The sequence below is a fragment of the Escherichia whittamii genome, from assembly GCF_014836715.1.
GTDB classification, from domain to species: domain Bacteria; phylum Pseudomonadota; class Gammaproteobacteria; order Enterobacterales; family Enterobacteriaceae; genus Escherichia; species Escherichia whittamii.
On record NZ_JACSQI010000009.1, the window covers coordinates 105,855 to 129,495 of the forward strand.

The following is a 23,641-nucleotide window of genomic DNA, read 5'->3' on the forward strand; positions in this document are numbered from 1 at the left end:
CGAAATGAGCCCGGTAGCGTCAGAACTACCGGGCGAACAAACTTAACTCAACAGCTGGAACGCAATCATCCCGACGATAGCACCGACAGTGCCAAGGATGGTTTCCATCATGGTCCAGGTTTTCAGCGTTTCGGCTTCGGTTGCACCGGTAAATTTACCGAACAACCAGAAACCAGCGTCGTTAACGTGACTGACAACAATCGAACCACCGGCGATACAAATAGACAGTGCCGCCATTTGCGCACCGGAGTAATTCAGTTGTTCAATAACCGGCATCACCAATCCTACCGCCGTTAAGCAGGCAACGGTGGCAGAACCCTGAATGATGCGCACCGCTGCTGCCAGCACGAAGCAAGTGATGGCAATCGGCAGCCCCATCCCGGTTAATGCTTCACCCAGTGCTGGACCTACACCAGAGTCAACCAGCACCTGTTTGAATACGCCACCCGCACCAATCACCAGCAGAATGATCCCCGCCGGTTGCAACGCGTGACCGCAAATCTCCATCACTTTGTCTTTTGGCATGCCCTGACGCATGGCCAGGCCATAAATCGCTACCAGACAAGCAACCAGAATCGCGGTAAACGGATGACCGATAAACTCAAACCATTCGTAAGCAGTTGATCCTTCTGGTACAAAACGCGCAGCAATGGTTTTAAGACCTACCAGCACCAGCGGCAGCAGGATCAGCGAAAGGCTGAATCCGAAGGATGGCATTTTGCCTTCGCCAAGATGCGGTTCACTGATGTCGTCAGGAATGTGCAGCTCAACGTAACGGCTGATGAAGTTGCCCCACAGCGGACCAGCAATAATCATCCCCGGAATTGCCGCACACAGACCAATCAGGATCATCCAGCCAAAGTCGGCATTCATCTGCGATGCCAGCAGCATCGGCGCTGGCCCTGGCACCAGAAATGCCGCCGCTGCCGCCACGCCTGCGAACAACGGGATCACCAGTTTCACCAGGTTCGTGCCGGTGTGGCGTGCCATCGAGAAGGCAACGCTAATCAGCAGAACAATTGCCACTTCAAAGAACAGCGGCAGCGCACAAACCAGACCCGCAAGGCCAATGGCATAATGCGCGCGGCTGTGACCGAAGGATTTGAGCATTTTGACGGCAATCTGATCGACTGCGCCGGTTTCATGTAAGATCTTGCCAAACATGGCTCCCAGGGCGACAACCACCGCCAGGAAGCCGAGGGTGCCTCCCATCCCTTTCTCCATTGTCGCTGCGATTTTATCGAGCGGCATACCGGAAAAAAGGCCAGCCCCCATAGACACCACCATCAAAGCCAGGAAAGCGTGCATACGCGCTTTCATGACTAAAAACAGCAGCAGTAAAACAGACCCTACTGCTGTTAAAACAAGCGTTAATGTAGTCACTACTTATTTGCCTTTTTTAATAACCTCAATGGTGCTTGCCACAACACCTTCCAGTGGTTGATCGATATCCACCACCAGTACATCGGTTTCGTCCGCACCAGGCTCCTGCAGCGTTTCAAACTGCGTCACCAGCATTTGGGTTTTAAAGAAATGGCCTTTGCGCGCTTTCAGGCGGCTTTCAATCACATCAAAATCGCCTTTCAGGTAGATGAAAGAGAGATTCGGATTGCCCTCGCGTAGCAGGTCGCGATAGTGCTTTTTCAGTGCGGAACAGACGATCAGCGACACTTTATTGGTACGCTGCATGGCAAACGCGGCGTCGTTCAGCGCCTGTAACCACGGTTTGCGATCGTCATCATTCAGCGGTTGGCCGGAAGCCATTTTTTCGATATTGCAGCGCGGATGGAGGAAATCGCCATCAAGAAACGCGGCATGAAGTTGATGCGCCACTTCACTTGCGACCGCAGATTTGCCGCTGCCCGATACGCCCATTAAGACGTAAATGTGGTGATCATGATTAGTCGTGCTCAAAGTGGTGCCCCCACAGTACAAAAATTAAGAATGTTACGGGTAACTGTTATCGGTAACATTCTCCAGCCGGACAAAAACAGAAGCAATATCCATCCGTGCCTTAAGTGTATAAGTGTGAGCTACTTCAAATTTGTGAGCTTAAATAGATCCGCCCGGTGACAAGGTGAAACCTAAATCTAACATTTTCGGTGTCACCGCTTCGCCACGAATACGCGCCAGCAGGCGTTCAGCGCCAATGCTGCCCATCCGCTCACGCGGCGTCAGCACGCTCGCCAGCCGAGGCTCCATCACCTGACCAATATCGTGGCCGTGGAAACCAGCAATAGCCATATCGTCAGGGATTTTCAGCCCCAGACGCTGGCATTCAAACGCTGCGCCGACAGCCAGGTCATCGTTGGTACAGAACACCCCATCCAGTTGCGGATATTCCCGCCGCGCCTGACGAATCAGTTCAATACCAGAAGAGTAAGAAGAAGATTGCTCGACCATCACGCTATACGGCACCAGGCCCGCATCCAGCATCGCCCGTTCGTATCCCTTCTGTTTGATGATAGTACGTTCGTCGAGACGTGCGCCGAGATAGGCAATGTGACGATGCCCGCGAGCAATAATGGCGGTGGTCATCTGGCGTGCCGCTTCAAAGTTATCAAAACCGACGGCGATATCGAGGCACGGCGACTTGCTGTCCATCAACTCCACCACAGGAATTCCCGCTACCTCAATCATCTTTAAGGTGCGTGGCGTATGGGTGCGTTCGGTAAGGATCAGGCCGTCGATATTCCAGGAGAGCATTGATTCGAGGCGTTCTTGCTCCATTTCCGGTTTATAACCGTAGTGGGCCAGCATAGTTTGATAACCGTGCGCATCGGTGACGCTTTCGATGCCGCGTAAAACCTCAGCGAAAACCTGGTTAGTAAGCGAAGGTAACAGGACGCCAATCGCCCGGCTGGTGGCGTTAGAGAGGATATCGGGCGCGCGATTGGGAATATAGCCCAGTTCATCAAGAGCGGCGGCAATCTTGCCACGTAGAGCGACGGAAACTTGCTCCGGGTTGCGCAAAAAACGGCTGACCGTCATTTTGGTCACGCCTACACGGTCAGCCACATCCTGAAGTACGGGTCTTTTCTTTTTCATCGTCCTGAAAGGTACAAAAGGGATAGATTCCTTTAGTTTACCACGGACGCATCACAACCTTCCTGATTCCTCAGGAAGGTTGTGAGATAAATTTAGACTGGCGGTAAATCGAACAACAGAATTTCACTGTCGCTATCAGCATGGATGGAAATCGCCTGCTCATCCCAAATCGCCAGACCATCGCTGGTAGAGGCTTTGACACCGTTAATGGTGACATTGCCTTTCACTACCTGGATCCAGACGCGGCGTTCAGCGGAAATCTGATGTATCGACTGCTCATCTTTTACCAGCGCCCAGCGGTACAGTTCCATATCCTGATACACTTTCAGAGAACCATCACGCGCATCCGGCGAGAGCACCAGTTGTTTGCCCTGCACGGCATCGAATCGACGCTGTTCATAACGCGGCGTAATGCCGTTTTCTTCTGGCATGATCCAGATCTGATACAGATGCAGACGCTCAGTGCTGCTTGGGTTGTACTCTGAGTGACGAATACCCGTACCCGCACTCATAATCTGGAACTCGCCCGCCGGAACCTGCTCTTTATTACCCATGCTGTCCTGGTGCTCAACAGTACCTTCCAGCACGTAGGTCAAAATTTCCATATCTTTATGCGGGTGAGTGCCGAAGCCCTGCCCTGCTTCAATCACGTCGTCGTTAATCACGCGCAGCGCGGAGAAGCCCATAAAGTTCGGATCGTAATAGTTGGCAAAAGAGAAAGTATGCCAGGAGTCCAGCCAGCCATGATTAGCATGACCGCGTTCATTTGCTTTGCGTAAGTAGATCATTTGTATTCGCCCCCTGAATGATTTCGATGGGCTTAGTGTGGCCCCGATCCGCCTGGGATGATAGAGGGTGAAAATTGACCCCTCTGTTCAAAAAAATTGAACTATTTGAGGGGCCATAAAACTTACTTCGCGAGAGTCACTGTGGAGGGAGAGGCTTGCTCAAAACCGCGTTCAAGGATTTCCAGATTGGTAAGAACTTCAGATTCCTTGACGTAATTTGGCGCACCGTTGGTGATGGTTTGGTACAACGCATCATATACACGGCCATAGTCGCCCATCTCCGGCTTCATCTCTTCTCTGACCGTAACGCCCTCGTCATTGACATACTCCATCACACCGATTGAATCATCCGCCGCGAATCCCGGTTCGCCCGGCATAATATTAGCCTTCAGGCTGGTTTCCTGCTGGTCGATGCCGTATTTAATAAATGTACCTTTCTTACCGTGAACGATAAATTTCGGATAATCGATTTTCACCAAATGACTGGTTTTAACGATCGCTTTAAGGTCGCCATAAAACAACTGCGCTTCGAAGGTGTCGTCAGGATTAGCTTTATTACGCAGGCTGCGGATGTCATAGGCCACATGATCAGGACGACCAAACAGCGAGATAATCTGGTCCAGAGTATGCACGCCAAGACCATAGAACGCGCCATCCTGCGGCAGTCCAGGTTTGGCTTCTACTACCGGGCGGTAATAGTCAAAATGGCTTTCCACTTCAACAATCTCTCCCAGCTTGCCACTTTCAATCGCTTTTTTTGCCGTCAGGAAGCAGGAGTCAAAGCGACGATTCTGATACGGCGTGACGGTTAGCCCTTTACTTTTCGCCAGCGCAAACAGCTCTTTCGCCTGAGCAAGCGTCGGGGTGAACGGTTTTTCAACCAGCACATTTTTCCCGGCTTCCAGCGCGCGTTTCGCGTACTCGAAGTGGCTGTCCGCGTGGGTGCAGACGACAACCAGCTTAACATCGGGATCGTTTAGCACTTCGTCGAGATCGCTGGTGAAATGGATATGGGAGTAAATGGGGGCCTGTTCTTCCGGCTTCGCATGGCGGCGAAAAATATGCGCGACATGCCAGCTATCCTTGCGGTTAAGTACATACGGCAGATGGTAACGGGTGGTGCTTTTGCCGAAGCCAATAAAGGCGCAGTTGATGACCATGATTTCGTCCTTTTTAAGGTGGTTAGTTACACCTTAGCGCAAAGCGGACACGGTTCCTATGCCTGTGCTTCAGTAGGTCAGATTGTTGGCAAAGTGCGTTTTATTCATGCCGGATGCGGCGTGAACGCCTTATCCGGCCTACGGTTCAGGACTATTTGTAGGCCTGATAAGCGTAACGCATCAGACGATTTTGCATTTGTCTCAACACGAGGAACATTCCCGTGGACAAAATGACAAGCAAAAAAAAAGCCAGCACCCGGCTGGCTAAGTAATACTGGAAGCAATGTGAGCAATGTCGTGCTTTCAGGTTCTCCGCGAGGGTCTTCCTGAACGCGAGACAATAATAATCATTCTCATTCGCAATTGTCCAACACTTTTTGCAAAAAAATGCATTTGACTCGTATTTGAAAGTCAATGATGTTGAAAGGGACATTTACCCCAAAGAGGACAGAGGAATGAGTGAGATAGTAATACGCCACGCTGAAACACGGGATTACGAGGCCATTCGGCAAATTCACGCCCAGCCGGAGGTGTATTACAACACACTACAAGTGCCTCATCCTTCCGATCATATGTGGCAGGAGCGACTCGTAGATCGCCCCGGTATCAAGCAATTAGTCGCCTGTATTGATGGAACCGTCGTGGGTCATCTCACCATTGACGTGCAGCAACGCCCTCGCCGCAGTCATGTTGCCGATTTTGGTATCTGCGTCGACTTCCGTTGGAAGAATCGCGGTGTCGCCAGCGCCCTGATGCGAGAGATGATTGAGATGTGTGATAACTGGTTGCGGGTAGATCGCATTGAGCTCACAGTATTTGTCGATAACGCCCCGGCGATTAAGGTCTATAAAAAATTCGGCTTTGAAATTGAAGGGACTGGTAAGAAGTACGCATTACGAAACGGTGAATATGTCGATGCGTATTATATGGCGCGGGTGAAATAAAGAATTTTCGGTCGAACGCTCTCATTTCAGCCCTCTCCCACCGAGAGAGGGCTGAAAAATAATGGAAATATTAATACCCCGCTGTTAAATCATCCACCGAGCGCGGGTCGGATGCGCCGTACAACTCGCCGTCCGGCCCAACCATAATACTTTGCGTACTGCCCATCGCCTCTTTTAGCGCCACTTTCTGACCTTTTGCTTCCAGCAGCTTAAGCGTATCCGGGCTAAACCCTTTTTCGACACGCAGTTCGTCTGGTAACCACTGATGATGGAAACGCGGCGCATTGGTCGCTTCAGCAACGTTCATTCCATAATCGATGCTGTTCACTACCATTTGCAGCACGGTGGTGATAATCCGGCTCCCACCAGGGCTGCCAGTCACCAGCCAGGTTTTACCGTCTTTCACCACAATAGTCGGCGACATTGACGACAGCGGGCGTTTATTCGGCCCGACGGCGTTAGCATCACCGCCCACCAGCCCGTAAACGTTCGGTACGCCCGGTTTGGCGGAGAAATCATCCATCTGATTATTAAGCAAAATACCACTCTCGCCCGCAACAATACCCGTACCGAAGGTAGTATTCAGCGTATAGGTCACCGCCACCGCGTTACCGTCTTTATCCACCACTGAGTAATGGGTAGTTTGATTACTCTCATAAGGCGCAAGCTTGCCAGGGCGAATTTCGCTGGATGGCTTCGCTTTGTTGATATCAATTTGATCGGCAATAGATTTGGCATAGGCTTTATTGGTCAGCGCCTGCCACGGGACTTTGACAAAATCCGGGTCGCCAAGATACTCCGAGCGGTCGGCGTAGGCGTGTTTCTCAGCTTCTGCCATGATTTGCATCGCATCGGCGCTACCAAAACCGTACTTCTGCATATCGAAGTTTTCCAGAATATTGAGGATTTGTACGATATGGATCCCGCCGGAAGATGGCGGCGGCATGGAGTAAACCTGATACCCGCGATAATCGCCGCTAATCGGTGTGCGTTCGACCGCTTTATACGCGGCTAAATCTTCTTTGCTTACCAAACCACCGTTTTTCTGCATCTCCTGAGCGATCTGTTCCGCAATCGTGCCTTTGTAGAATTCGTCCGGGCCGTTTTCAGCAATCATCTCCAGGCTCTTTGCCAGATTCGCCTGCACCAGTTTGTCGCCCTTTTTCAGCGGCTCGCCCTCTTTCCAGAAGATAGCTTTGCTGTTTTCGTGATTAGGCAGCACTTCACTGCCGTAGGTTTTGAGATCGTCGGCCAGCGCGTCGTTAACAATAAAACCATCGCGTGCCAGTTTAAACGCCGGTTGCACCACTTTATTCAACGGCATGGTGCCGTATTTATCCAGCGCCAACGAGAAGCCCGCTACCGTACCCGGTGTGCCGGAAGCCAGATGCGAAGTGAGTGATTTTTTGCTGTCCGGGTTGCCCTGGTCATCGAGGAACATATCGCGGGTCGCTTTGGCTGGCGCCATTTCGCGAAAGTCGATAGCAGTGGTGTTACCATTTTTAGAACGGATCAGCATAAAACCGCCGCCGCCCAGATTCCCCGCCTGCGGATGCGTTACCGCCAGCGCGTACCCTACCGCAACGGCGGCATCAACGGCATTCCCGCCTTGCTTAAGGATATCTACCCCCACCTGAGTGGCAGTGGCGTCCACAGAAGCCACCATCCCCTGCGTCGCGCGCACTGGATGGAAGACATCTTCCTCCACGCCATACGAAACGGGCGGCGGCGCAGGTGGCGCGGCGGCAGCACTAAAACAGCATCCTGAAAGCAAAGTAGCAATCGCCGCCCGGCGTAAAAACGTCGGTTTTATCATCGTTATTCTCCAGTTACGTGAGGGGCTTTCCCCACTTAAGCCTGGTGTATAACTCTGAAATAATCATCGTTTCGCCGGGAACAGAGTAAACTTAAAGGATATCTTCAGAGGAGGATACGCGATGAAACGACTTCTGCTTTTGACGGCACTCCTGCCGTTTGTCGGCTTTGCACAGCCCATTAATACTCTGAATAACCCCAACCAGCCGGGATATCAGATCCCCAGCCAGCAGCGGATGCAAACTCAAATGCAAACGCAGCAAATCCAGCAAAAAGGGATGCTAAACCAGCAACTGAAAACACAGACTCAGTTGCAGCAACAGCATTTAGAAAATCAGATTAATAGCAACTCCCAGCGGGTATTGCAGTCGCAGCCGGGGGAGCTAAATCCCGCCCGGCAGCAAATGCTACCCAACACCAACGGCGGGATGCTAAACAGCAACCATAATCCGGATAGCTCGCTAAATCAGCAGCATATGCTGCAAGAGAGGAGAAACGGTGACATGCTGAATCCGCCCAGCACGTCGCAGCCTGACATTCCGTTGAAAACTATTGGGCCGTAAAGTTCGGGTCAATCACGTCAATCGCATCGGTGCAAATGCAATCCACGCCCCAGCGTAACAGCTCTGCCGCGCGCTGGGGTCTGTTAACGGTATACACCAGAATCCGTAATCCAGCGTCTTTCAACTGCATCACTCGCGCTTTATCAAGCAACTTATGATTGAGATGAATAGAGACGCAGCCCAGCCGCGTAGTCAGTTCGCGCCAGTCGTCGCGCCAATCATCAAGCAACAAACCGCGCGGCAGTTCCGGCGCTGCCAATTGTGCGGCTTCTAAAGCATCAATCTCAAACGATGACAGCAGCGGCGGCGTCATACCAGCCCAAAGCTCGCGTGCCGCCAGCGCCACCATTTTGCCCGTCAACGGCCCGGTGCCAGTGGTGGGTTTGATTTCGATATTCGCCATCATCCCGTGTTCGCGACAGCGTTCCGCCACCTGCGAAAGCAACGGCAGCGGCTCACCTTTAAACGCTTTGCTGTACCAACTGCCCGCATCCACGCGCAGTAAATCCTGCCAGTTCAGTTCACCAGCGACGCCCCAGCCGTTGCTGGTGCGTTCGAGATTATCGTCATGAAGCAAGAAGATCTCGCCATCTTTCGATAACTTCGCGTCAAATTCGATCATCTTATGACCGTATTTTGCCCCCACGTCGATTGCCGCCAGAGTGTTTTCCGGGGCCAGTTTACCGCCGCCACGATGGGCGACGATGCGGGGATAAGGCCAGTTACTCATATTCGTTGTCCTGTTTCACCATCAAAAAGATGCAGCTGATTTTCCGGCAGATGCAGCCACAGTGTACTGCCTGCCGTCGGGCGTTCCTGATGCGCCAGTCTTACCACCAGCTTCTGTTCGCCCCAACGTCCGTGCGCCAGGTTATCTGCGCCGAGGATCTCCAGCGTGTCCATCACCAGCGGTACGCCGCCTTCTGTTTGTGAGCTTAACGCAATATGTTCCGGGCGAATACCGAGGGTCATTTTACGTCCGGCGTACTGACGGTAGCCACCGTTTAGCGGTAGCGCAATACCCCCGTCCAGTTCGAAATACGTGCCTTCGTTATTCACGCGGCCTGTCAGCAGGTTCATCGCCGGGCTACCGATAAAACTCGCTACAAACAGGCTGGCGGGCTTTTCGTACACTTCCACCGGTGTGCCAATCTGTTCGGCAACACCGCCGTTCATCACCATCACCCGCTGGGCGAGGGTCATTGCCTCAACCTGATCGTGAGTAACGTAGAGTGAAGTCGTTTTCAGGCGACGGTGTAACTGTTGCAGCTCAAGGCGCATCTGCACACGCAGCTTGGCATCGAGGTTAGAGAGCGGCTCATCAAACAAGAACACCGCCGGATCGCGCACAATCGCGCGGCCCATCGCCACACGCTGACGCTGACCGCCAGAAAGTTCGCGTGGTCGGCGCTTAAGTAGCCCGTCCAGTTCAAGAATACGTGCCGCTTCTTTAACGCGCTCGGCTATTTGCTGCTTACCCATGCCGCGAATTTTCAGCCCCCACGCCATGTTTTCTTCGACGCTCATGTGCGGATAGAGCGCGTAGTTCTGGAACACCATCGCAATCCCGCGATCTTTCGGTTCCATTTCGGTAACGCGCTGACCATCGATCCAGATATCGCCTTCAGTCACTCGCTCCAGCCCGGCAACCATGCGCAGCAGCGTCGATTTCCCGCAGCCAGACGGCCCAACCATCACGATAAATTCGCCATCCGCCACATCAAGGGTCAGCGGTTTAATGACCTGGGTTTTGCCATCCCAGCTTTTGGTTACTGCCTGTAATTTCAGTCCTGCCATCTTATTTCTCACTATCGACCAGGCCGCGCACAAAGGCACGCTGCATCACTAAAACAATCACAACTGGAGGGATAAGCGTTAACAACATCGCGGCCATCACCGAGTTCCATTCCGTTGTACCTTCGCCTGTGGCGATCATCCCTTTAATCCCTGCCACGGTGGTGCCGAGATCAACGTCGGTAATAATCAACAACGGCCACAAATACTGGTTCCAGCCGTAAATAAAGGTGATCACAAACAGCGCCGCCAGATTGGTTTTGGACAACGGAAAGACAATGTCGCAAAAGAAGCGCATTGGCGACGCACCGTCGATCCGCGCGGCTTCCACCAGTTCATCCGGCAGCGTCATAAAGAACTGGCGGAACAGGAAGGTAGCGGTAGCCGAGGCCATTAACGGCAGCGTTAAACCAGCGTAACTGTCGAGCATTTTCAGGTTGGCGATGACTTCCACTGTCGGGAAGATACGCACTTCAACCGGCAGCATCAGGGTGATAAAAATCATCCAGAAGAAGAGGTTACGCAGCGGAAAACGAAACCAGACAATGGCAAATGCCGAGAGCATCGAGACGGTAATTTTGCCGAGCGTAATGCTGAACGCCATCACGAAGCTATTGAGCAACATCCTCCAGAACGGCGCGCTATTCGTGCCTACCCCGTTTACCCAGATATTGTGGATGTTTTCCAGCAGATGCGTGCCGGGAATAAGCGTCATCGGTACAGCATAGACTTCTTGTTTATCCAGCGTCGCCGCGACAAACGCCACGTACAGCGGGAAGAGGATCACCGCGATCCCGAGGATCAGCATGGTATGGCTGAATATCGTCAGCCACGGACGGTTCTCAATCATTGGTAACGCACCTTGCTTTCAACATAGCGGAACTGCACCACCGTCAGCACGATGACGAGGAACATCAACACCACCGACTGCGCGGCAGACGAAGCCAGATCCAGTCCGGTAAAGCCTTCGCGGTAGATCTTATAAATCAGCGTCGTGGTGGCCTGTACTGGCCCGCCTGATGTGGCGGCGTCGATCACCGGGAAGGTGTCAAAGAAGGCGTACACCAGGTTCACCACCAGCAGGAAGAAGCTCACCGGGGCGATAAGCGGCAACGCAATCTTAAAGAAGCGGCGAATCGGCCCTGCGCCATCAATGGCTGCAGCTTCAATCAACGAACGGGGAATGGATTGCAGCGCGGCATAGAAAAACAGAAAGTTGTAGCTGATTTGCTTCCACACCGAGGCAAACACCACCAGGAACATCGCCTGGCCGCTGTTTTGCGCATGGTTCCAGTCGTAGCCGAACTCGGCGAGAAAATGAGTGATCAACCCGCGACCAGGGTTAAACAGGAAGATCCACAATACGGCGGCAACGGCGGGAGCCACGGCGTAAGGCAGCAGCATTAAGGTTTGATAGAAACGGCTGCCGCGCACGATGTACTCCACCAGCGCCGCAAAGAACAGCGACACCAGCAAACCGCTGACGGTGACAAAGGTGCTGAATTTTATCGTCGTCCAGAAGGAGTCGAGATAGTAGCTGTCATGAAACAACGTGACAAAGTTATCCAGACCGACGAACTGGCTGGAGAAACCAAACGGATCGACGCTTTGTAGCGAGTACCACAACGCTTCGCCCGCAGGCCAGATAAAAAAGATAACGGTGATGATGAGCTGCGGCGCGACCAGCAAATAAGGCAGCCAGCGCGAGCGGAACACCGGACGGGATGATGACATTACGGTTAATTCCTGAACTGTGCCGGATGCGCTTCGCTTATCCGGCCTACACGCGATGCCAGGTTGGATAAGCGAAGCGCATCCGACATTTCACTGGTTAAGACTTCGTCGATTTCTCAAAGCGGCGCAGTAACTGATTCCCACGCTCAACGGCGGTATCCAGCGCCTGCTGCGGTGTCTTCTTACCGGTCCACACGCTCTCCAGCTCTTCATCCACAATCACGCGGATCTGCGGCATGTTGCCCAGACGCAGCCCCTTGGTGAACGGCAACGGCGGCTTGTTCAGCATCTGACGCGTCGCGGTATCCGCCCCTGGGTTTTTCTCATAAAAGCCCTGCTCACGGGTCAGGTCATAAGCCGCTTTGGTGATTGGCAGATAACCGGTTTTCTGATGCCACTCGGCAGCGTTTTCTGGCTTCGCGAGGAAGTCGAGAAACTTCGCCACGCCGGTGTAGGTTTCTTTATCTTTACCCTGCATCACCCACAGGCTGGCCCCGCCGATAATGGCGTTTTGCGGCGCATCTTTCGCGTCCGCGTCGTAAGGCATCATGCCAACGCCGTAGTTAAATTTGGCGTACTCGCGAATGTTGGCGAGAGAACCAGAAGAGGCGGTCGTCATCGCACAATCACCGTTATAGAACTTCTCGGTGGATTCATCCTTACGCCCGACGTAACTGAAATCGCCCTTCTTGTTCATCTCTTCCAGCATGGCGATGTGTTTCACCTGCTCCGGCTTGTTGAACTCAAGCACCGCGTCAGTGCCATCAAAACCATTGTTTTTGCTGGCAAACGGCAGGCCATTCCAGGCACTAAAGTTTTCCAGTTGGATCCAGCCCTGCCAGCCGCTGGCGTAGCCGCACTTCATGCCGGAGGCTTTCAGTTTCGCGGCATAGTCAGCCAGATCCTGCCAGGTTTTCGGTGGCTGCTCCGGATCTAACCCCGCTTTCTTGAAGGCGTCTTTGTTGTAATAGAGAACGGGAGTCGAGCTGTTGAACGGTTGGGAGAGTAAATGTCCCGTTTTGCTGTCGGAGTAATAGCCTGAAACCGTCGGCACAAACTGCGACTCATCGAAGTTAATCCCCGCCTCTTTAAACACGTCATATACCGGTTTAATGGCTTTCGACGCCATCATGGTAGCGGTGCCAACTTCATAAACCTGCAAAATAGCCGGAGCGTTGCCGGTACGAAATGCGGCAATCCCCGCGCTTAAATTCTGTTCGTAGTTGCCTTTATAGGTCGGTACAATTTTGTAATCCGGGTTTTCGGCGTTAAAACGTTGAGCCAGAGAATCAACCTCTTTACCCAGTTCCCCTTCCATAGAATGCCAGAACGGAATGGTCGTCACTGCCTGTGCATTCCCCATTAACGCCAGTCCGAGCGCCAGTGCTGAAGCTGTATAATGTAACGGTTTCATCGTTTATCTCTCTTGTTGTACCGAATGCGCGAATTCACGCGTTTTATGCTCGCGGGGTAACATGACATGCTCGAATTACAGAAAAATAACTTTTTTGTTACATTTGTAAGATAGTAAGGTGTCAGAAAGATGACAAGGCAGTGACGGTGCGGGTGAGGGAAAATGGGAGATGGGACACGGATAATGCTACGTTGGGAAAAATTAATGCGCCAGAAGTTATCTGGCGCAGCACTTACTGAACAACACTCTGCTTCAGCCGTTCATTGGCGGTCTTAATCCATTCCCGGTGGTGCTTACGATAATGCGGTCTTGAGCGTTTAGCCGTATCAACCACGGCAACATACTGCTCATTGGCTTCACGCAGCCGATTAATTTTTGCCAGCATTTCCGCATAGTAAATACGCGCCTGCGGGCCGGGGTAATAAGAAACCAACACTTCAAACTCGCTTTGTGCATCCGCATATTTTTCCTGGGCGGCTAAGGTTCTGGCAAATAACAAATGCCCATCAGCCGACTGAAAATCGGGGTTATAACGCATCACATCTTCCAGCGTCTGCTGGCAGGCGGCGAACTCCTGAATGGCAAACTGCGCCTGCGCCAGGCTTAACATCATTGCCGCTTCATGGATGAATATCCCGCTTAACGCCTGCTGATAATGGGGAACGGCTTCATGGTAACGCCCGAGGCGCGCCAGTTCGTTGGCAAGCTGGTAGTGATTTTGATTAGTCTCGGCAATCGCCAGCTCTTCGGTTAATTTGTGCAGGTGGCGTTCCGGGTTGATTTTGTCCTGCAGGCGCATCAGCAAAGTACGCCCATGACGGTCAGCGCCCGTTTCAGGCAGCATCACCATGACGAAATACGCCACGCAGCCAATCACCGGAAAACAGAAGATGATAAAAATCCAGTATCGCTCTTGTCCGGAGCGATAAGCGTGAATACAGCAAAGCAGTTCAAGCATGACGACAACGGCATAATGCATGTGAGAAAACCTTTCCGTGGCAAATAAGTGGTCTGGTTTTAATCCTCCTGGTCAGTTGAAACAAGTCTGTATACGGACGAAGTACATTGATTGCCCGCTACCGGATTTAACGGCTATCCCCCGGAGTAAGAGCGAATAAAAACGATGGCATATCCCACCACCAGTACGCTTGCACCAATGAGTAAGTTTATTTTTTTGTCGGCTAACCATAAGGCAACAAAAGGGAAAATAAACAACCCAAACCCTCGCAAAGGCTCGAATGATATACCAACCCAGCCAGCATACATCCAGGCACTAAAATAGACGATCAGCGTGCTACACGATTTATCGTTTTCGTCTGAAGAACTCCATCGCAAAACAACCGCACAGCAAAATAGCTTTAAAACGACCGTTAAGAAATCCATTATGAGCCAGCTAATATTCCATTATCGGGATTAAACCATACTCCTGGCCGTCACTGAATCCAACTCAAGCGCCGTTTTTTCATTGGCCCGGTGATCTTTATGCCACCGGGCTGATGACAATTTACCCGCCTAAATACGCACTTCTCACCGCTTCGTTCGCCAGTAGTGCATCGCCGGTATCAGAGAGCACTACATGGCCGTTTTCCAGCACGTAACCGCGATCTGCCAGCTTCAGCGCCTGGTTGGCGTTCTGCTCGACGAGGAAAATGGTCATCCCCTGCTCGCGCAGTTGTTCGATGGTGTCGAAGATCTGCTGAATGATGATTGGCGCAAGACCGAGCGATGGCTCATCAAGCAGTAGCAAACGCGGATTGCTCATCAGCGCACGACCAATCGCCAGCATCTGCTGTTCACCACCGGACATGGTGCCCGCCCGCTGAACACGGCGCTCATGCAGACGCGGAAACAGTTCATAGACCCACTTTATGCGCTCCTGGAACTGGTCACGTTCGGCAAAGAAGCCGCCCATCGCCAGGTTCTCTTCCACCGTCATCCGCGAGAAGACGCGACGTCCTTCCGGGACAATCGCCACCGCTTCGCGCATGATTTTCGCCGTCTGCCAGTCGGTAATGTCTTTATCATCAAACACAATTCGCCCGCTGGTGGCGCGCGGGTCGCCACATAACGTGCCGAGCAAGGTGGTTTTCCCTGCACCGTTCGCGCCAATGAGAGTGACAATCTCGCCCTGATTGATATGCAGGCTCACCTCATGCAGCGCCTGGATTTTGCCGTAGTGGGCGCTGACTTTGTCAAAGGACAACATGACTTTTTCCATCTTATGCCTCACCTAAATAGGCACGGATCACATCCGGGTTATTACGGATTTGCTCCGGCGTGCCGTTTGCCAGCGGCGTCCCCTGATTGACCACGTAGATTCTGTCTGAAATCCCCATCACCAGCTTCATATCGTGTTCAATCAACAAGATAGTGGTGTTGTGATGATTACGAAGCTCGGCAATCAGCTCATCCAGCTCTTTCGTCTCTTTCGGGTTAAGACCCGCCGCCGGTTCGTCGAGCATTAAAATCTCCGGCTGCGTCACCATGCAGCGGGCGATCTCCAGACGACGCTGGTCACCGTAGGCCAGGTTGCTCGCCTGACGGTTGGCGTGTTCGAGCAAACCAATACGCTCAAGCCAGGTCGCGGCGCGGTCAAGGGCTTCACTCTGGGCGCGACGGAAAGAGGGCGTTTTCAACAGGCCGGAGAACAGCCCGGTTTTCAGTTGCTGATGCTGTGCCACCAGCAGGTTTTCAATCACCGTCATTTCACGGAACAAACGCACATGTTGGAAGGTGCGCACCACGCCCATGCGGGCAATTTGCTGACCCGGCAAACCTTCCAGATGCTGATCGCGCAGTAAAATGGTGCCGCCGGTGGGTTTGTAGAAACCGGTCAGGCAGTTAAAGACCGTGGTTTTTCCGGCACCATTAGGGCCGATTAACGAGACGATCTCCTGCGGGTACAGTTCAAGATTGACGTTGTTTACCGCCAGCAGGCCGCCGAAGCGCATCATCAGGCCGTTTACAGATAATAATGGCTGACTCATGCCTGCTCTCCTTTCGCTGCGCCGTTCTTCAACTTCAGCTGCGGGCGCGTCATGGGCAGCAAGCCCTGCGGACGCCAGATCATCATCAGCACCATCAAACCACCGAGCATTAACATGCTGTATTCGTTGAAATCACGCATCAGTTCGCGCGATACCACCAGCAAAATTGCCGCCAGAATCACCGCGAACTGCGACCCCATACCGCCAAGCACCACTATCGCCAGTACAAAGGCTGATTCGGCAAAAGTGAAGGATTCCGGGCTGACAAAGCCCTGACGCGCAGCAAACAGCGTTCCGGCAAACCCCGCAAATGCGGCGCTGATGGTAAAGGCAGTCAGCTTGATACGACGCGGGCTTAAGCCCAGCGAACGGCAGGCTATCTCGTCTTCCCGCAACGCTTCCCACGCGCGGCCCAGCGGCATCCGCAGTAAGCGGTTGATGACGAATAAAGAAAACACCACCAAAAGCAACGCCACCAGGTAGAGGAAGATGACGCGATCGGACGGATCGTATTTCAGGCCAAAGAAATTACTGAAGGTATCCCAGCCACCTTCACGGGCGGTACGGCTGAACTCAAGGCCGAAGAAGGTCGGTTTGGGGATCTGGCTGATTCCATTCGGACCGCCGGTAATTTCGGTGTTATTGAGCAGCAATATACGCACAATTTCGCCGAAACCGAGGGTAACTATCGCCAGATAATCGCCGCGCAGACGCAGCACCGGGAAGCCGAGCAGGAAGCCCGCCGCCGCTGCCATTAACCCGGCGATCGGCAGACAGGTCCAGAAGCCAAGGCCGTAATAGTGATTGAGCAGCGCAAAGGTGTAAGCACCGATGGCGTAAAAGCCGCCGTAACCCAACACCAGCAGGCCAGAAAGCCCTACCACCACATTCAGCCCGAGGCCAAGAATAATGTAGATCATGGTCAGGGTAGCGATATCCACCGTCCCACGCGACACCATAAACGGCCACGCTACCGCAATAACCAACAGCGCCACGAGGAACAGTTTCTGTTTCACCGTGGAACCATCAATCGCTGGCAGAATAAACTTCGGCCCGGAAACGCTTTTCAACCCTTTCTGGAAAGCAGGTCGCAGAAGCTGGAAGAAAAAGACCACCGCCGTGCCGATAAACACCCATTCCCAACGGACATCTGAAGCTCTGGCGACCACCAGTTTGGTGCCATCCAGCTCCAGTTGTACGCCCATAAAGACACCCGCCAGAACAAAGAACATCGCAGCAGAGAGCAGCGCCATTGCAAAATGCATCGGTTTCATACTTTCTCTACCTCCGGGCGCCCCAGAATACCGGTCGGCATCACCAGCAGTACCAGAATCAGCAGAGCAAATGAGACTACATCTTTATATTCCGTACTCAGATAGGCAGAAGAGAGCGCCTCCGCAATCCCCAGAATCAGGCCGCCAATCATCGCCCCTGGAATACTGCCAATCCCACCGAGCACCGCAGCGGTAAAGGCTTTCATCCCGGCCATAAAGCCGATGTAAGGGTTAATCACGCCGTAAAACTGGCCGAGCAGCACACCCGCCACCGCCGCCATCGCCGCGCCAATCACAAAGGTCAGCGCAATTACCCGGTCGGTATTGATGCCAAGCAGGCTCGCCATTTTCAGATCTTCGGCACAGGCACGACAGGCGCGCCCCATACGGGAATAGCGAATGAAAATCGTCAGCGCCAGCATGGCGAGGAAGGTAACAATCCAGATAACCGCCTGCATGGTGGTAATAGACGCAGAGAAGTTTTCGCTATGACCCACCACCCACTGACCGTTAAACAGGCTGGGCAGCGCCACATCGCGCGAACCTTCGGTCAGGCTGACGTAGTTTTGTAGGAAGATGGACATACCGATTGCAGAAATGAGGGCAATCAGGCGTTTAGAGTTACGCACCGGGCGATAGGCCACCCGTTCGATACTCCAGCCGTAGGCGCTGGCGATGACTATCGCGCCGACGAATCCCGCCGCCACCAGCAGCCAGCCGGTATCAATGCCCATCATCATCAGCGTGGCGATGATCATAAATGAGACGTAGCTGCCGATCATGTAAACCTCGCCGTGGGCGAAGTTGATCATGCCGATAATGCCGTAAACCATGGTGTAGCCGATGGCAATCAGCGCGTAAGTACTGCCCAGCGTGACGCCGTTAAACATCTGCTGCAAGAAATACAAAAACTGCTCAGACATAAGGTAACCTTTCTAAACCTGCCCGCTTTTCACGGGCAGAGGGATTTTCACTTGGCTGCCGTGGATGAACCGTCGGCATGCCACTGGAAGACACCAAAATCAAATCCCTTCAGATCGCCTTTTTCATCCCAGTTCAGCGGCCCAATCACGGTGTTTGCACCGTTAGCTTTTAAATCTTTCACCAGTGTCAGCGGCTCATCGCTGCCGGTACGCTCAAGGGCAGTTGCCAGAGATTGCACCGCCGCGTAGGTGATCCAGACATAAGGCCCGGACGGATCTTTCTTGTCTGCTTTCAATGCATCAACGATGCCCTGATTTGCCGGATCCTGGTCATAGCGTTTTGGCATGGTGACCAACATGCCTTCGGCGGCATCACCGGCAATGTTCGACAGCGACGCGTTACCCACGCCTTCCGGCCCCATAAACTGGGTTTTCAGGCCAACGGAACGCGCCTGGCGCAGCATCTGCCCCATTTCCGGGTAGTAACCGCCGTAGTAAACGAAGTCGATGTTTTCTTTTTTCAGGCGGGCGATCAGCGCGGAGAAATCTTTCTCGCCAGCGGTAATGCCGTCGAAGAAGACGACGTTAGCGTTAGCCGCTTTCAGCCCGTCCTGCACCGAACGCGCCAGACCTTCGCCATACTGTTGTTTGTCGTGAATGATGGCGATGCGCTGAGGCTTCACCGTCTCAAGAATGTATTTTGCCGCCGTTGGCCCCTGGGAAGAGTCCAGCCCGGCAGTACGCATGATGTGTTGATAACCGCGTTGGGTCAGCTCCGGGTTGGTCGCCCCCGGCGAGATCATCAGAATACCTTCGTCTTCGTAGATATCCGACGCAGGTTGGGTAGAAGAGGAACACAGATGGCCAATAACGTATTTAATGCCGTCATTAACGATTTTGTTGGCGACCGCAACGGCTTGTTTTGGGTCGCAGGCGTCGTCATATTCCACGCCAACCAGCTTATCGCCCTTAATTCCCCCTTTGGCATTAATGTCTTTAATCGCCTGACGTGCGCCATTAAATTCCATATCGCCCCACTGGGCAATCGGGCCGGACATCGCGCCGACAACGGCAACTTTAATATCGTCGGCTAAAGCGGTGTGTGAAATTGCCAGTGCAATCATCCCTGCGATGATAGTTTTCGCATTCCGTTTCATATTCAAAAATCCCCACTCGTAATGTTGTGTTGCTTTGTTTTTATGTATTCAAAAATCAGACTGTTCTTTTTTTATACTGCACTGTTTTTACCTGTCTGATTAAGGGTTTAGCGCAGTATATTGTGATAATAGCGATTAAAATCCCTATTTTTCAGTCGATTAAGAACAGATAATATTCTGAATATGTTGATAGATAAACAGAAAAAAGCGTCGTTGTCAGCATAAAATAACGGCATAAAGGGCGGAATAATTCACTACCATTCAGGGGATTATGCTGGGCAATTTTCATTCTCTAATGTTTTAACTTTGTAATTATTGCTGAAAAAAAATTAATCACCTGCCAAAAGAAATAAAAAAGAGAAAGCCTCCGATTAAATTATTTCGTTACACTGGTTCCACTTTTGTGATTTGTACGGGTTCCCCATGAAGCTGACCATCATTCGATTAGAAAACTTTAGCGACCAGGACCGGATTGACCTGCAAAAGATCTGGCCGGAGTACTCCCCTTCCTCTTTACAGGTTGACGATAGTCACCGTATCTACGCCGCGCGTTTTAACGAGCGCCTGCTCGCTGCCGTGCGAGTAACCTTAAGCGGCACTCAGGGAACACTGGATTCCCTGCGCGTGCGGGAAGTCACCCGACGTCGCGGTGTGGGGCAATATCTGCTGGAAGAGGTTTTGCGTGATAATGCCAGCGTTTCATGCTGGTGGATGGCGGATGCAGGCGTGGAGGATCGCGGCGTGATGACGGCGTTTATGCAGACACTGGGGTTTACGGCACAGCAGGGCGGCTGGGAGAAGCGTTAATCGCTCTGTGTAAAAAGCAGTTCTATGGATTTGGTTGGGAAAAATAACGCATTTTCGTTTTCTCCGACCAACGGGATAAAGCCCAGCGACTGATAAAACGTATGGGCTTTTTCATTCAGCGCCTCGACAAAAAGACCGTGAATACCTACCGCTAAAGAGGCTGACCAGACGACTTTCATGGCATGAGCAACCAGTGTTGCTCCCCATCCCTGCCCCTGTAATGAACGATCAATTGCCAGACGCCCAAGAGTGACGCTGGGAATATTTTTGTAGGGGATTTTTTTCTGTTTCGATTTCGAGGGCAGTGCGGCTCGTTCAAAACAACTGCCGGATAATGTGTAATATCCCAGGACCTGACGTTCTGGAGTGTTGCGACAAAGGATATACGCTCGCAGAATTTTATTGCGATGTTGACGAACCAGATGTGTCGTCAGAAAGAGATTTAAGGCTTCCTCGCCGCAGTCGAATCGCTGTAGATCATAATCTGCATCATCGGTCAGAATCTCTATCGTCAGATCATCCATAAATAATTACATTCCCTGAAGACGTTTTGCCGCACGTTTTAGCTTTTCACCTGGCGACGGTGGATTACTCAGCGCATCCATCACCCGTGTCCAGGATTCCTCATTGAGAATCATCCGCCGATGCTGTTCAATCACTTCCGCAGCCCGCTGCGAAGCGCTGTTCAACATAAATTGGCTGACGGACTGATTAGATATTGCAGCCGCTTCCTCAATTAGACTTTTGTCATCGTCAGTTAAACGCAGATCGATACGCTGCTTTTTAACAGCAGACATGTAAACTCTCCTGCTACTTATAAATATGTACGGAATATCACCGTACGATAAGCATATCCTGGATTGTTTAATCTTTCTACAACCATTTCGACAAACACAAAAAAACCCGATGGCAGTTCAGCGCATCGGGCATTTTCATTTATCTAACAATTACTTCGCATCAGTCGCCGTGCCGTTGGCGTGCCAGTCAAACACACCGAACTCAAAACCTTTCAGGTCGCCTTTCTCATCCCAGGTCAGCGGTCCCATCACCGTATCAACTGAGTTCGCTTTCAGGTATTTGGCGATCTCAGCCGGATCGTCAGACTGATTCAGGCCCGCCTGTAAAGATTGCAGCGCTGCATAGGTGGTCCAGACGAACGCGCCGCTTGGGTCCTGTTTTTTCGCTTTGATGGCATCAACAATCGGTTTGTTCGCCGGAACCTGATCGTAGTTCTTCGGCTTGGTCACCAACAGTCCTTCCGCTGACTCGCCCGCAATATTAGACAGCGAGACGTTAGCCACACCTTCCGGCCCCATAAACTGAGTTTTCAGCCCTGCCGCGCGCGCCTGACGCAGGATCTGCCCCATTTCCGGGTGATAACCGCCGTAGTAAACGAAGTCGATATTCTCTTTCTTCAGGCGTGCCACCAGGGTAGAGAAATCTTTTTCCCCGGCGGTGATGCCATCAAAGAACACCACGTTAGCATTGCCTTTCTTCAGGCCGTCCTGCACCGCACGCGCCAGACCTTCACCGTACTGTTGTTTGTCGTGAACGATAGCAATACGCTGCGGTTTCACTTTCTCAAGAATATATTTCGCCGCCGTTGGTCCCTGATCGGAGTCCAGGCCGGTGGTGCGCATAATCAACTTATAGCCGCGCGCGGTCAGTTCTGGCGCGGTTGCCGCTGGGGTGATCATTAAAATGCCTTCGTCTTCATAGATATCAGACGCAGGCTGCGTTGATGATGAACAGAGGTGACCAATGACATATTTAATGCCGTCGTTAACAACTTTGTTCGCCACCGCGACTGCCTGTTTCGGGTCACAGGCATCGTCATATTTCACGATTTGCAGTTTGTTGCCTTTGATACCGCCTTTAGCGTTGATATCTGCAACCGCCTGCTCTGCGCCAGTAAACTCCTGGTCACCGTACTGGGCTACCGGACCGGACATCGCGCCCACGACCGCGACTTTAATATCTTCTGCCAGAGCCATATTGCTGAATGCCAGCGCGATACATCCTGCCAGTAACGCCTTACCCTTTATATTCATCCTGAGAATCCCCATTCTTCTGGTTATTACGTGTGTTGTGATGTTGTTGTTCAGCACTTTATTTCGTTTTATGCATGGCTACCCGTGCTTTAGCAGCATACTCTGCTAAAACATACCCGATTTTTATGATATTGGAATAGCTATTTTGACAGTTTATTAACAATCTGCGTGGGGATTGGCGTTTTGTCGGAGGGGAAAATTCATTATTACAGAGGCCCAAAAAACAAAAACCCCGGACTCTCATCCAGGGTTCTCTGCTTAACAGCGCAAATTACGCTTCAATAGCAGCGCGAAGTTTTTTCATCGCGTTCTTTTCCAGCTGACGCACACGTTCAGCGGAAACACCGTAACGGTCGGCCAGTTCCTGCAACGTAGATTTGTTGTCTTCGTCCAGCCAGCGCGCGCGAATGATGTCCTGGCTACGTTCGTCAAGACCTTGCATCGCGTCGGTCAGACGGTTTGCCGCCTGCTCTTCCCAGTTATCATCTTCAATGCCGTCAGCAAAGTTAGATGATTTATCCTGCAGATAGAGCACCGGAGCCATCGGCTGGCTGTCGGAATCGTCGTCGGAAGACATGTCAAAAGTCATGTCCTGTGCCGCCATACGCGATTCCATCTCACGTACGTCTTTGCTGGTTACGCCCAGTTCGCGAGCCACCATTTCGACTTCATCCTGGTTAAACCAGCCCAGACGCTGCTTGGTTTTACGCAGGTTAAAGAACAGCTTGCGCTGCGCTTTGGTGGTCGCAACTTTGACAATACGCCAGTTACGCAAAACGTATTCGTGGATCTCTGCTTTGATCCAGTGAACGGCGAAGGATACCAGGCGCACACCCACTTCCGGGTTAAAACGGCGCACTGCTTTCATCAGGCCGATGTTACCTTCCTGAATCAAATCCGCCTGTGGCAGGCCATAGCCCGCATAATTACGAGCAATATGAACAACAAACCGCAGGTGAGACAGGATCAGCGTTTTAGCTGCTTCCAGATCGCCATGGTAATGCAGCTTTTCAGCCAGCGCCCGCTCCTCGTCGGCCGACAACATCGGCCACGCGTTAGCTGCCCGGATGTAGGAATCCAGGTTGCCAACAGGGGCTAAAGCTAAACTTTGCATTTTGTCAGTCATTCAAATCCTCTCAATCGATATCTTCTGGCGCCTCAGTGGTAGCAACAACTGTGCCA

Annotated in this window: 24 protein-coding genes; 3 read left to right on the plus strand and 21 right to left on the minus strand. The window is 52.2% G+C overall.

The window, feature by feature from the left end; genetic code table 11:
• Window positions 1-42: 42 nt before the first annotated feature.
• The 5 genes from gntU to H9644_RS14845 form a co-directional block, all read right to left on the minus strand.
• The gene (gntU, locus tag H9644_RS14825) at window positions 43-1,383 is read right to left on the minus strand and encodes a gluconate transporter (protein WP_000210111.1); all 1,341 of its coding nucleotides are present in this window, start codon (window positions 1,381-1,383) and stop codon (window positions 43-45) included.
• Window positions 1,384-1,386: 3 nt separating this feature from the next.
• Window positions 1,387-1,914: a gluconokinase gene (gntK, locus tag H9644_RS14830; RefSeq protein ID WP_064527663.1), complete on the minus strand. Its 528-nt coding sequence runs from the start codon at window positions 1,912-1,914 to the stop codon at window positions 1,387-1,389.
• A gap of 138 nt (window positions 1,915-2,052) precedes the next feature.
• Window positions 2,053-3,048, minus strand: a complete 996-nt coding sequence (gene gntR / locus H9644_RS14835; RefSeq protein WP_191775126.1) for a gluconate operon transcriptional repressor GntR — start codon at window positions 3,046-3,048, stop codon at window positions 2,053-2,055.
• Between the two features lie 92 nt (window positions 3,049-3,140).
• On the minus strand, window positions 3,141-3,836 hold the full coding sequence (gene yhhW, locus H9644_RS14840) for a quercetin 2,3-dioxygenase (protein WP_064527667.1): 696 nt from the start codon (window positions 3,834-3,836) through the stop codon (window positions 3,141-3,143).
• Window positions 3,837-3,958: 122 nt separating this feature from the next.
• Window positions 3,959-4,996, minus strand: a complete 1,038-nt coding sequence (locus tag H9644_RS14845; protein WP_191775128.1) for an oxidoreductase — start codon at window positions 4,994-4,996, stop codon at window positions 3,959-3,961.
• 455 nt (window positions 4,997-5,451) lie between these two features.
• Between H9644_RS14845 and yhhY the strand changes: the two genes are divergently transcribed.
• Window positions 5,452-5,940, plus strand: coding sequence for an N-acetyltransferase (gene yhhY / locus H9644_RS14850; RefSeq protein WP_191775130.1), 489 nt, complete (start codon window positions 5,452-5,454; stop codon window positions 5,938-5,940).
• A gap of 70 nt (window positions 5,941-6,010) precedes the next feature.
• Here yhhY and ggt read toward each other — a convergent pair whose 3' ends face one another.
• Window positions 6,011-7,756: a gamma-glutamyltransferase gene (gene ggt / locus H9644_RS14855; RefSeq protein WP_064527672.1), complete on the minus strand. Its 1,746-nt coding sequence runs from the start codon at window positions 7,754-7,756 to the stop codon at window positions 6,011-6,013.
• A gap of 121 nt (window positions 7,757-7,877) precedes the next feature.
• On the opposite strand from ggt, the gene H9644_RS14860 reads away from it, so the two are divergent.
• Window positions 7,878-8,318, plus strand: a complete 441-nt coding sequence (locus H9644_RS14860) for a DUF2756 family protein (RefSeq protein ID WP_064527674.1) — start codon at window positions 7,878-7,880, stop codon at window positions 8,316-8,318.
• Here H9644_RS14860 and ugpQ read toward each other — a convergent pair.
• The 11 genes from ugpQ to livK form a co-directional block, all read right to left on the minus strand.
• Entirely contained in the window at window positions 8,305-9,048 is a 744-nt protein-coding gene (gene ugpQ, locus H9644_RS14865) for a glycerophosphodiester phosphodiesterase (protein WP_191775132.1), read from the minus strand. The two genes, H9644_RS14860 and ugpQ, sit on opposite strands and share 14 nt — an antisense overlap.
• Window positions 9,045-10,115 (minus strand): sn-glycerol 3-phosphate ABC transporter ATP binding protein UgpC, encoded by a 1,071-nt coding sequence (gene ugpC / locus H9644_RS14870; RefSeq protein ID WP_191775143.1) that lies wholly within the window; start codon window positions 10,113-10,115, stop codon window positions 9,045-9,047. The genes ugpQ and ugpC overlap by 4 nt, the downstream gene beginning before the upstream one ends.
• A gap of 1 nt (window position 10,116) precedes the next feature.
• Entirely contained in the window at window positions 10,117-10,962 is an 846-nt protein-coding gene (gene ugpE / locus H9644_RS14875; protein WP_064527680.1) for a sn-glycerol-3-phosphate ABC transporter permease UgpE, read from the minus strand.
• Window positions 10,959-11,846, minus strand: coding sequence for a sn-glycerol-3-phosphate ABC transporter permease UgpA (ugpA, locus tag H9644_RS14880; protein ID WP_000099289.1), 888 nt, complete (start codon window positions 11,844-11,846; stop codon window positions 10,959-10,961). The genes ugpE and ugpA overlap by 4 nt, the downstream gene beginning before the upstream one ends.
• A 97-nt stretch (window positions 11,847-11,943) precedes the next feature.
• Complete coding sequence (gene ugpB / locus H9644_RS14885) at window positions 11,944-13,260, minus strand: sn-glycerol-3-phosphate ABC transporter substrate-binding protein UgpB (RefSeq protein WP_064527682.1); 1,317 nt, start codon at window positions 13,258-13,260, stop codon at window positions 11,944-11,946.
• 232 nt (window positions 13,261-13,492) lie between these two features.
• Window positions 13,493-14,239: a hypothetical protein gene (locus H9644_RS14890; protein WP_191775145.1), complete on the minus strand. Its 747-nt coding sequence runs from the start codon at window positions 14,237-14,239 to the stop codon at window positions 13,493-13,495.
• Between the two features lie 525 nt (window positions 14,240-14,764).
• The gene (gene livF, locus H9644_RS14895; protein WP_000416895.1) at window positions 14,765-15,478 is read right to left on the minus strand and encodes a high-affinity branched-chain amino acid ABC transporter ATP-binding protein LivF; all 714 of its coding nucleotides are present in this window, start codon (window positions 15,476-15,478) and stop codon (window positions 14,765-14,767) included.
• A 1-nt stretch (window position 15,479) separates the two neighbouring features.
• Window positions 15,480-16,247 (minus strand): high-affinity branched-chain amino acid ABC transporter ATP-binding protein LivG, encoded by a 768-nt coding sequence (livG, locus tag H9644_RS14900; RefSeq protein WP_000082101.1) that lies wholly within the window; start codon window positions 16,245-16,247, stop codon window positions 15,480-15,482.
• Window positions 16,244-17,521 (minus strand): branched chain amino acid ABC transporter permease LivM, encoded by a 1,278-nt coding sequence (gene livM, locus H9644_RS14905; RefSeq protein WP_191775147.1) that lies wholly within the window; start codon window positions 17,519-17,521, stop codon window positions 16,244-16,246. The genes livG and livM overlap by 4 nt, the downstream gene beginning before the upstream one ends.
• The gene (gene livH, locus H9644_RS14910) at window positions 17,518-18,444 is read right to left on the minus strand and encodes a high-affinity branched-chain amino acid ABC transporter permease LivH (protein WP_135405475.1); all 927 of its coding nucleotides are present in this window, start codon (window positions 18,442-18,444) and stop codon (window positions 17,518-17,520) included. The genes livM and livH overlap by 4 nt, the downstream gene beginning before the upstream one ends.
• Before the next feature lie 47 nt (window positions 18,445-18,491).
• Entirely contained in the window at window positions 18,492-19,601 is a 1,110-nt protein-coding gene (gene livK, locus H9644_RS14915) for a high-affinity branched-chain amino acid ABC transporter substrate-binding protein LivK (protein ID WP_064527689.1), read from the minus strand.
• Between the two features lie 423 nt (window positions 19,602-20,024).
• On the opposite strand from livK, the gene panM reads away from it, so the two are divergent.
• Window positions 20,025-20,408 carry an aspartate 1-decarboxylase autocleavage activator PanM gene (gene panM, locus H9644_RS14920; RefSeq protein ID WP_191775156.1) on the plus strand — a complete coding sequence of 128 codons (384 nt, stop codon included), beginning with the start codon at window positions 20,025-20,027 and terminating at the stop codon, window positions 20,406-20,408.
• Here panM and ataT read toward each other — a convergent pair.
• From ataT to rpoH, 4 genes are all read right to left on the minus strand, one after another.
• A complete protein-coding gene (ataT, locus tag H9644_RS14925; RefSeq protein WP_000342453.1) occupies window positions 20,405-20,932 on the minus strand; it encodes a type II toxin-antitoxin system toxin acetyltransferase AtaT in 528 nt (175 codons plus the stop codon). The genes panM and ataT overlap by 4 nt on opposite strands.
• 6 nt (window positions 20,933-20,938) lie before the next feature.
• Complete coding sequence (gene ataR / locus H9644_RS14930; RefSeq protein WP_191775158.1) at window positions 20,939-21,205, minus strand: type II toxin-antitoxin system antitoxin AtaR; 267 nt, start codon at window positions 21,203-21,205, stop codon at window positions 20,939-20,941.
• Between the two features lie 150 nt (window positions 21,206-21,355).
• A complete protein-coding gene (livJ, locus tag H9644_RS14935) occupies window positions 21,356-22,459 on the minus strand; it encodes a branched chain amino acid ABC transporter substrate-binding protein LivJ (protein ID WP_074399485.1) in 1,104 nt (367 codons plus the stop codon).
• Between the two features lie 271 nt (window positions 22,460-22,730).
• Window positions 22,731-23,585 (minus strand): RNA polymerase sigma factor RpoH, encoded by an 855-nt coding sequence (rpoH, locus tag H9644_RS14940; RefSeq protein ID WP_000130220.1) that lies wholly within the window; start codon window positions 23,583-23,585, stop codon window positions 22,731-22,733.
• Between the last annotated feature and the right edge of the window lie 56 nt (window positions 23,586-23,641).

Coding starts and splice junctions, on each gene's coding strand:
- yhhY (WP_191775130.1), top strand. CDS start 5,452: ATGAGTGAGATAGTAATACGCCACGCTGAAACACGGGATTACGAGGCC.
- panM (WP_191775156.1), top strand. CDS start 20,025: ATGAAGCTGACCATCATTCGATTAGAAAACTTTAGCGACCAGGACCGG.
- rpoH (WP_000130220.1), bottom strand. CDS start 23,585: ATGACTGACAAAATGCAAAGTTTAGCTTTAGCCCCTGTTGGCAACCTG.
- ggt (WP_064527672.1), bottom strand. CDS start 7,756: ATGATAAAACCGACGTTTTTACGCCGGGCGGCGATTGCTACTTTGCTT.
- livM (WP_191775147.1), bottom strand. CDS start 17,521: ATGAAACCGATGCATTTTGCAATGGCGCTGCTCTCTGCTGCGATGTTC.
- H9644_RS14890 (WP_191775145.1), bottom strand. CDS start 14,239: ATGCATTATGCCGTTGTCGTCATGCTTGAACTGCTTTGCTGTATTCAC.
- livJ (WP_074399485.1), bottom strand. CDS start 22,459: ATGAATATAAAGGGTAAGGCGTTACTGGCAGGATGTATCGCGCTGGCA.
- yhhW (WP_064527667.1), bottom strand. CDS start 3,836: ATGATCTACTTACGCAAAGCAAATGAACGCGGTCATGCTAATCATGGC.
- livK (WP_064527689.1), bottom strand. CDS start 19,601: ATGAAACGGAATGCGAAAACTATCATCGCAGGGATGATTGCACTGGCA.
- H9644_RS14860 (WP_064527674.1), top strand. CDS start 7,878: ATGAAACGACTTCTGCTTTTGACGGCACTCCTGCCGTTTGTCGGCTTT.
- ugpA (WP_000099289.1), bottom strand. CDS start 11,846: ATGTCATCATCCCGTCCGGTGTTCCGCTCGCGCTGGCTGCCTTATTTG.
- livG (WP_000082101.1), bottom strand. CDS start 16,247: ATGAGTCAGCCATTATTATCTGTAAACGGCCTGATGATGCGCTTCGGC.
- ugpQ (WP_191775132.1), bottom strand. CDS start 9,048: ATGAGTAACTGGCCTTATCCCCGCATCGTCGCCCATCGTGGCGGCGGT.
- ataR (WP_191775158.1), bottom strand. CDS start 21,205: ATGTCTGCTGTTAAAAAGCAGCGTATCGATCTGCGTTTAACTGACGAT.
- gntR (WP_191775126.1), bottom strand. CDS start 3,048: ATGAAAAAGAAAAGACCCGTACTTCAGGATGTGGCTGACCGTGTAGGC.
- ataT (WP_000342453.1), bottom strand. CDS start 20,932: ATGGATGATCTGACGATAGAGATTCTGACCGATGATGCAGATTATGAT.
- livF (WP_000416895.1), bottom strand. CDS start 15,478: ATGGAAAAAGTCATGTTGTCCTTTGACAAAGTCAGCGCCCACTACGGC.
- ugpB (WP_064527682.1), bottom strand. CDS start 13,260: ATGAAACCGTTACATTATACAGCTTCAGCACTGGCGCTCGGACTGGCG.
- livH (WP_135405475.1), bottom strand. CDS start 18,444: ATGTCTGAGCAGTTTTTGTATTTCTTGCAGCAGATGTTTAACGGCGTC.
- H9644_RS14845 (WP_191775128.1), bottom strand. CDS start 4,996: ATGGTCATCAACTGCGCCTTTATTGGCTTCGGCAAAAGCACCACCCGT.
- ugpE (WP_064527680.1), bottom strand. CDS start 10,962: ATGATTGAGAACCGTCCGTGGCTGACGATATTCAGCCATACCATGCTG.
- ugpC (WP_191775143.1), bottom strand. CDS start 10,115: ATGGCAGGACTGAAATTACAGGCAGTAACCAAAAGCTGGGATGGCAAA.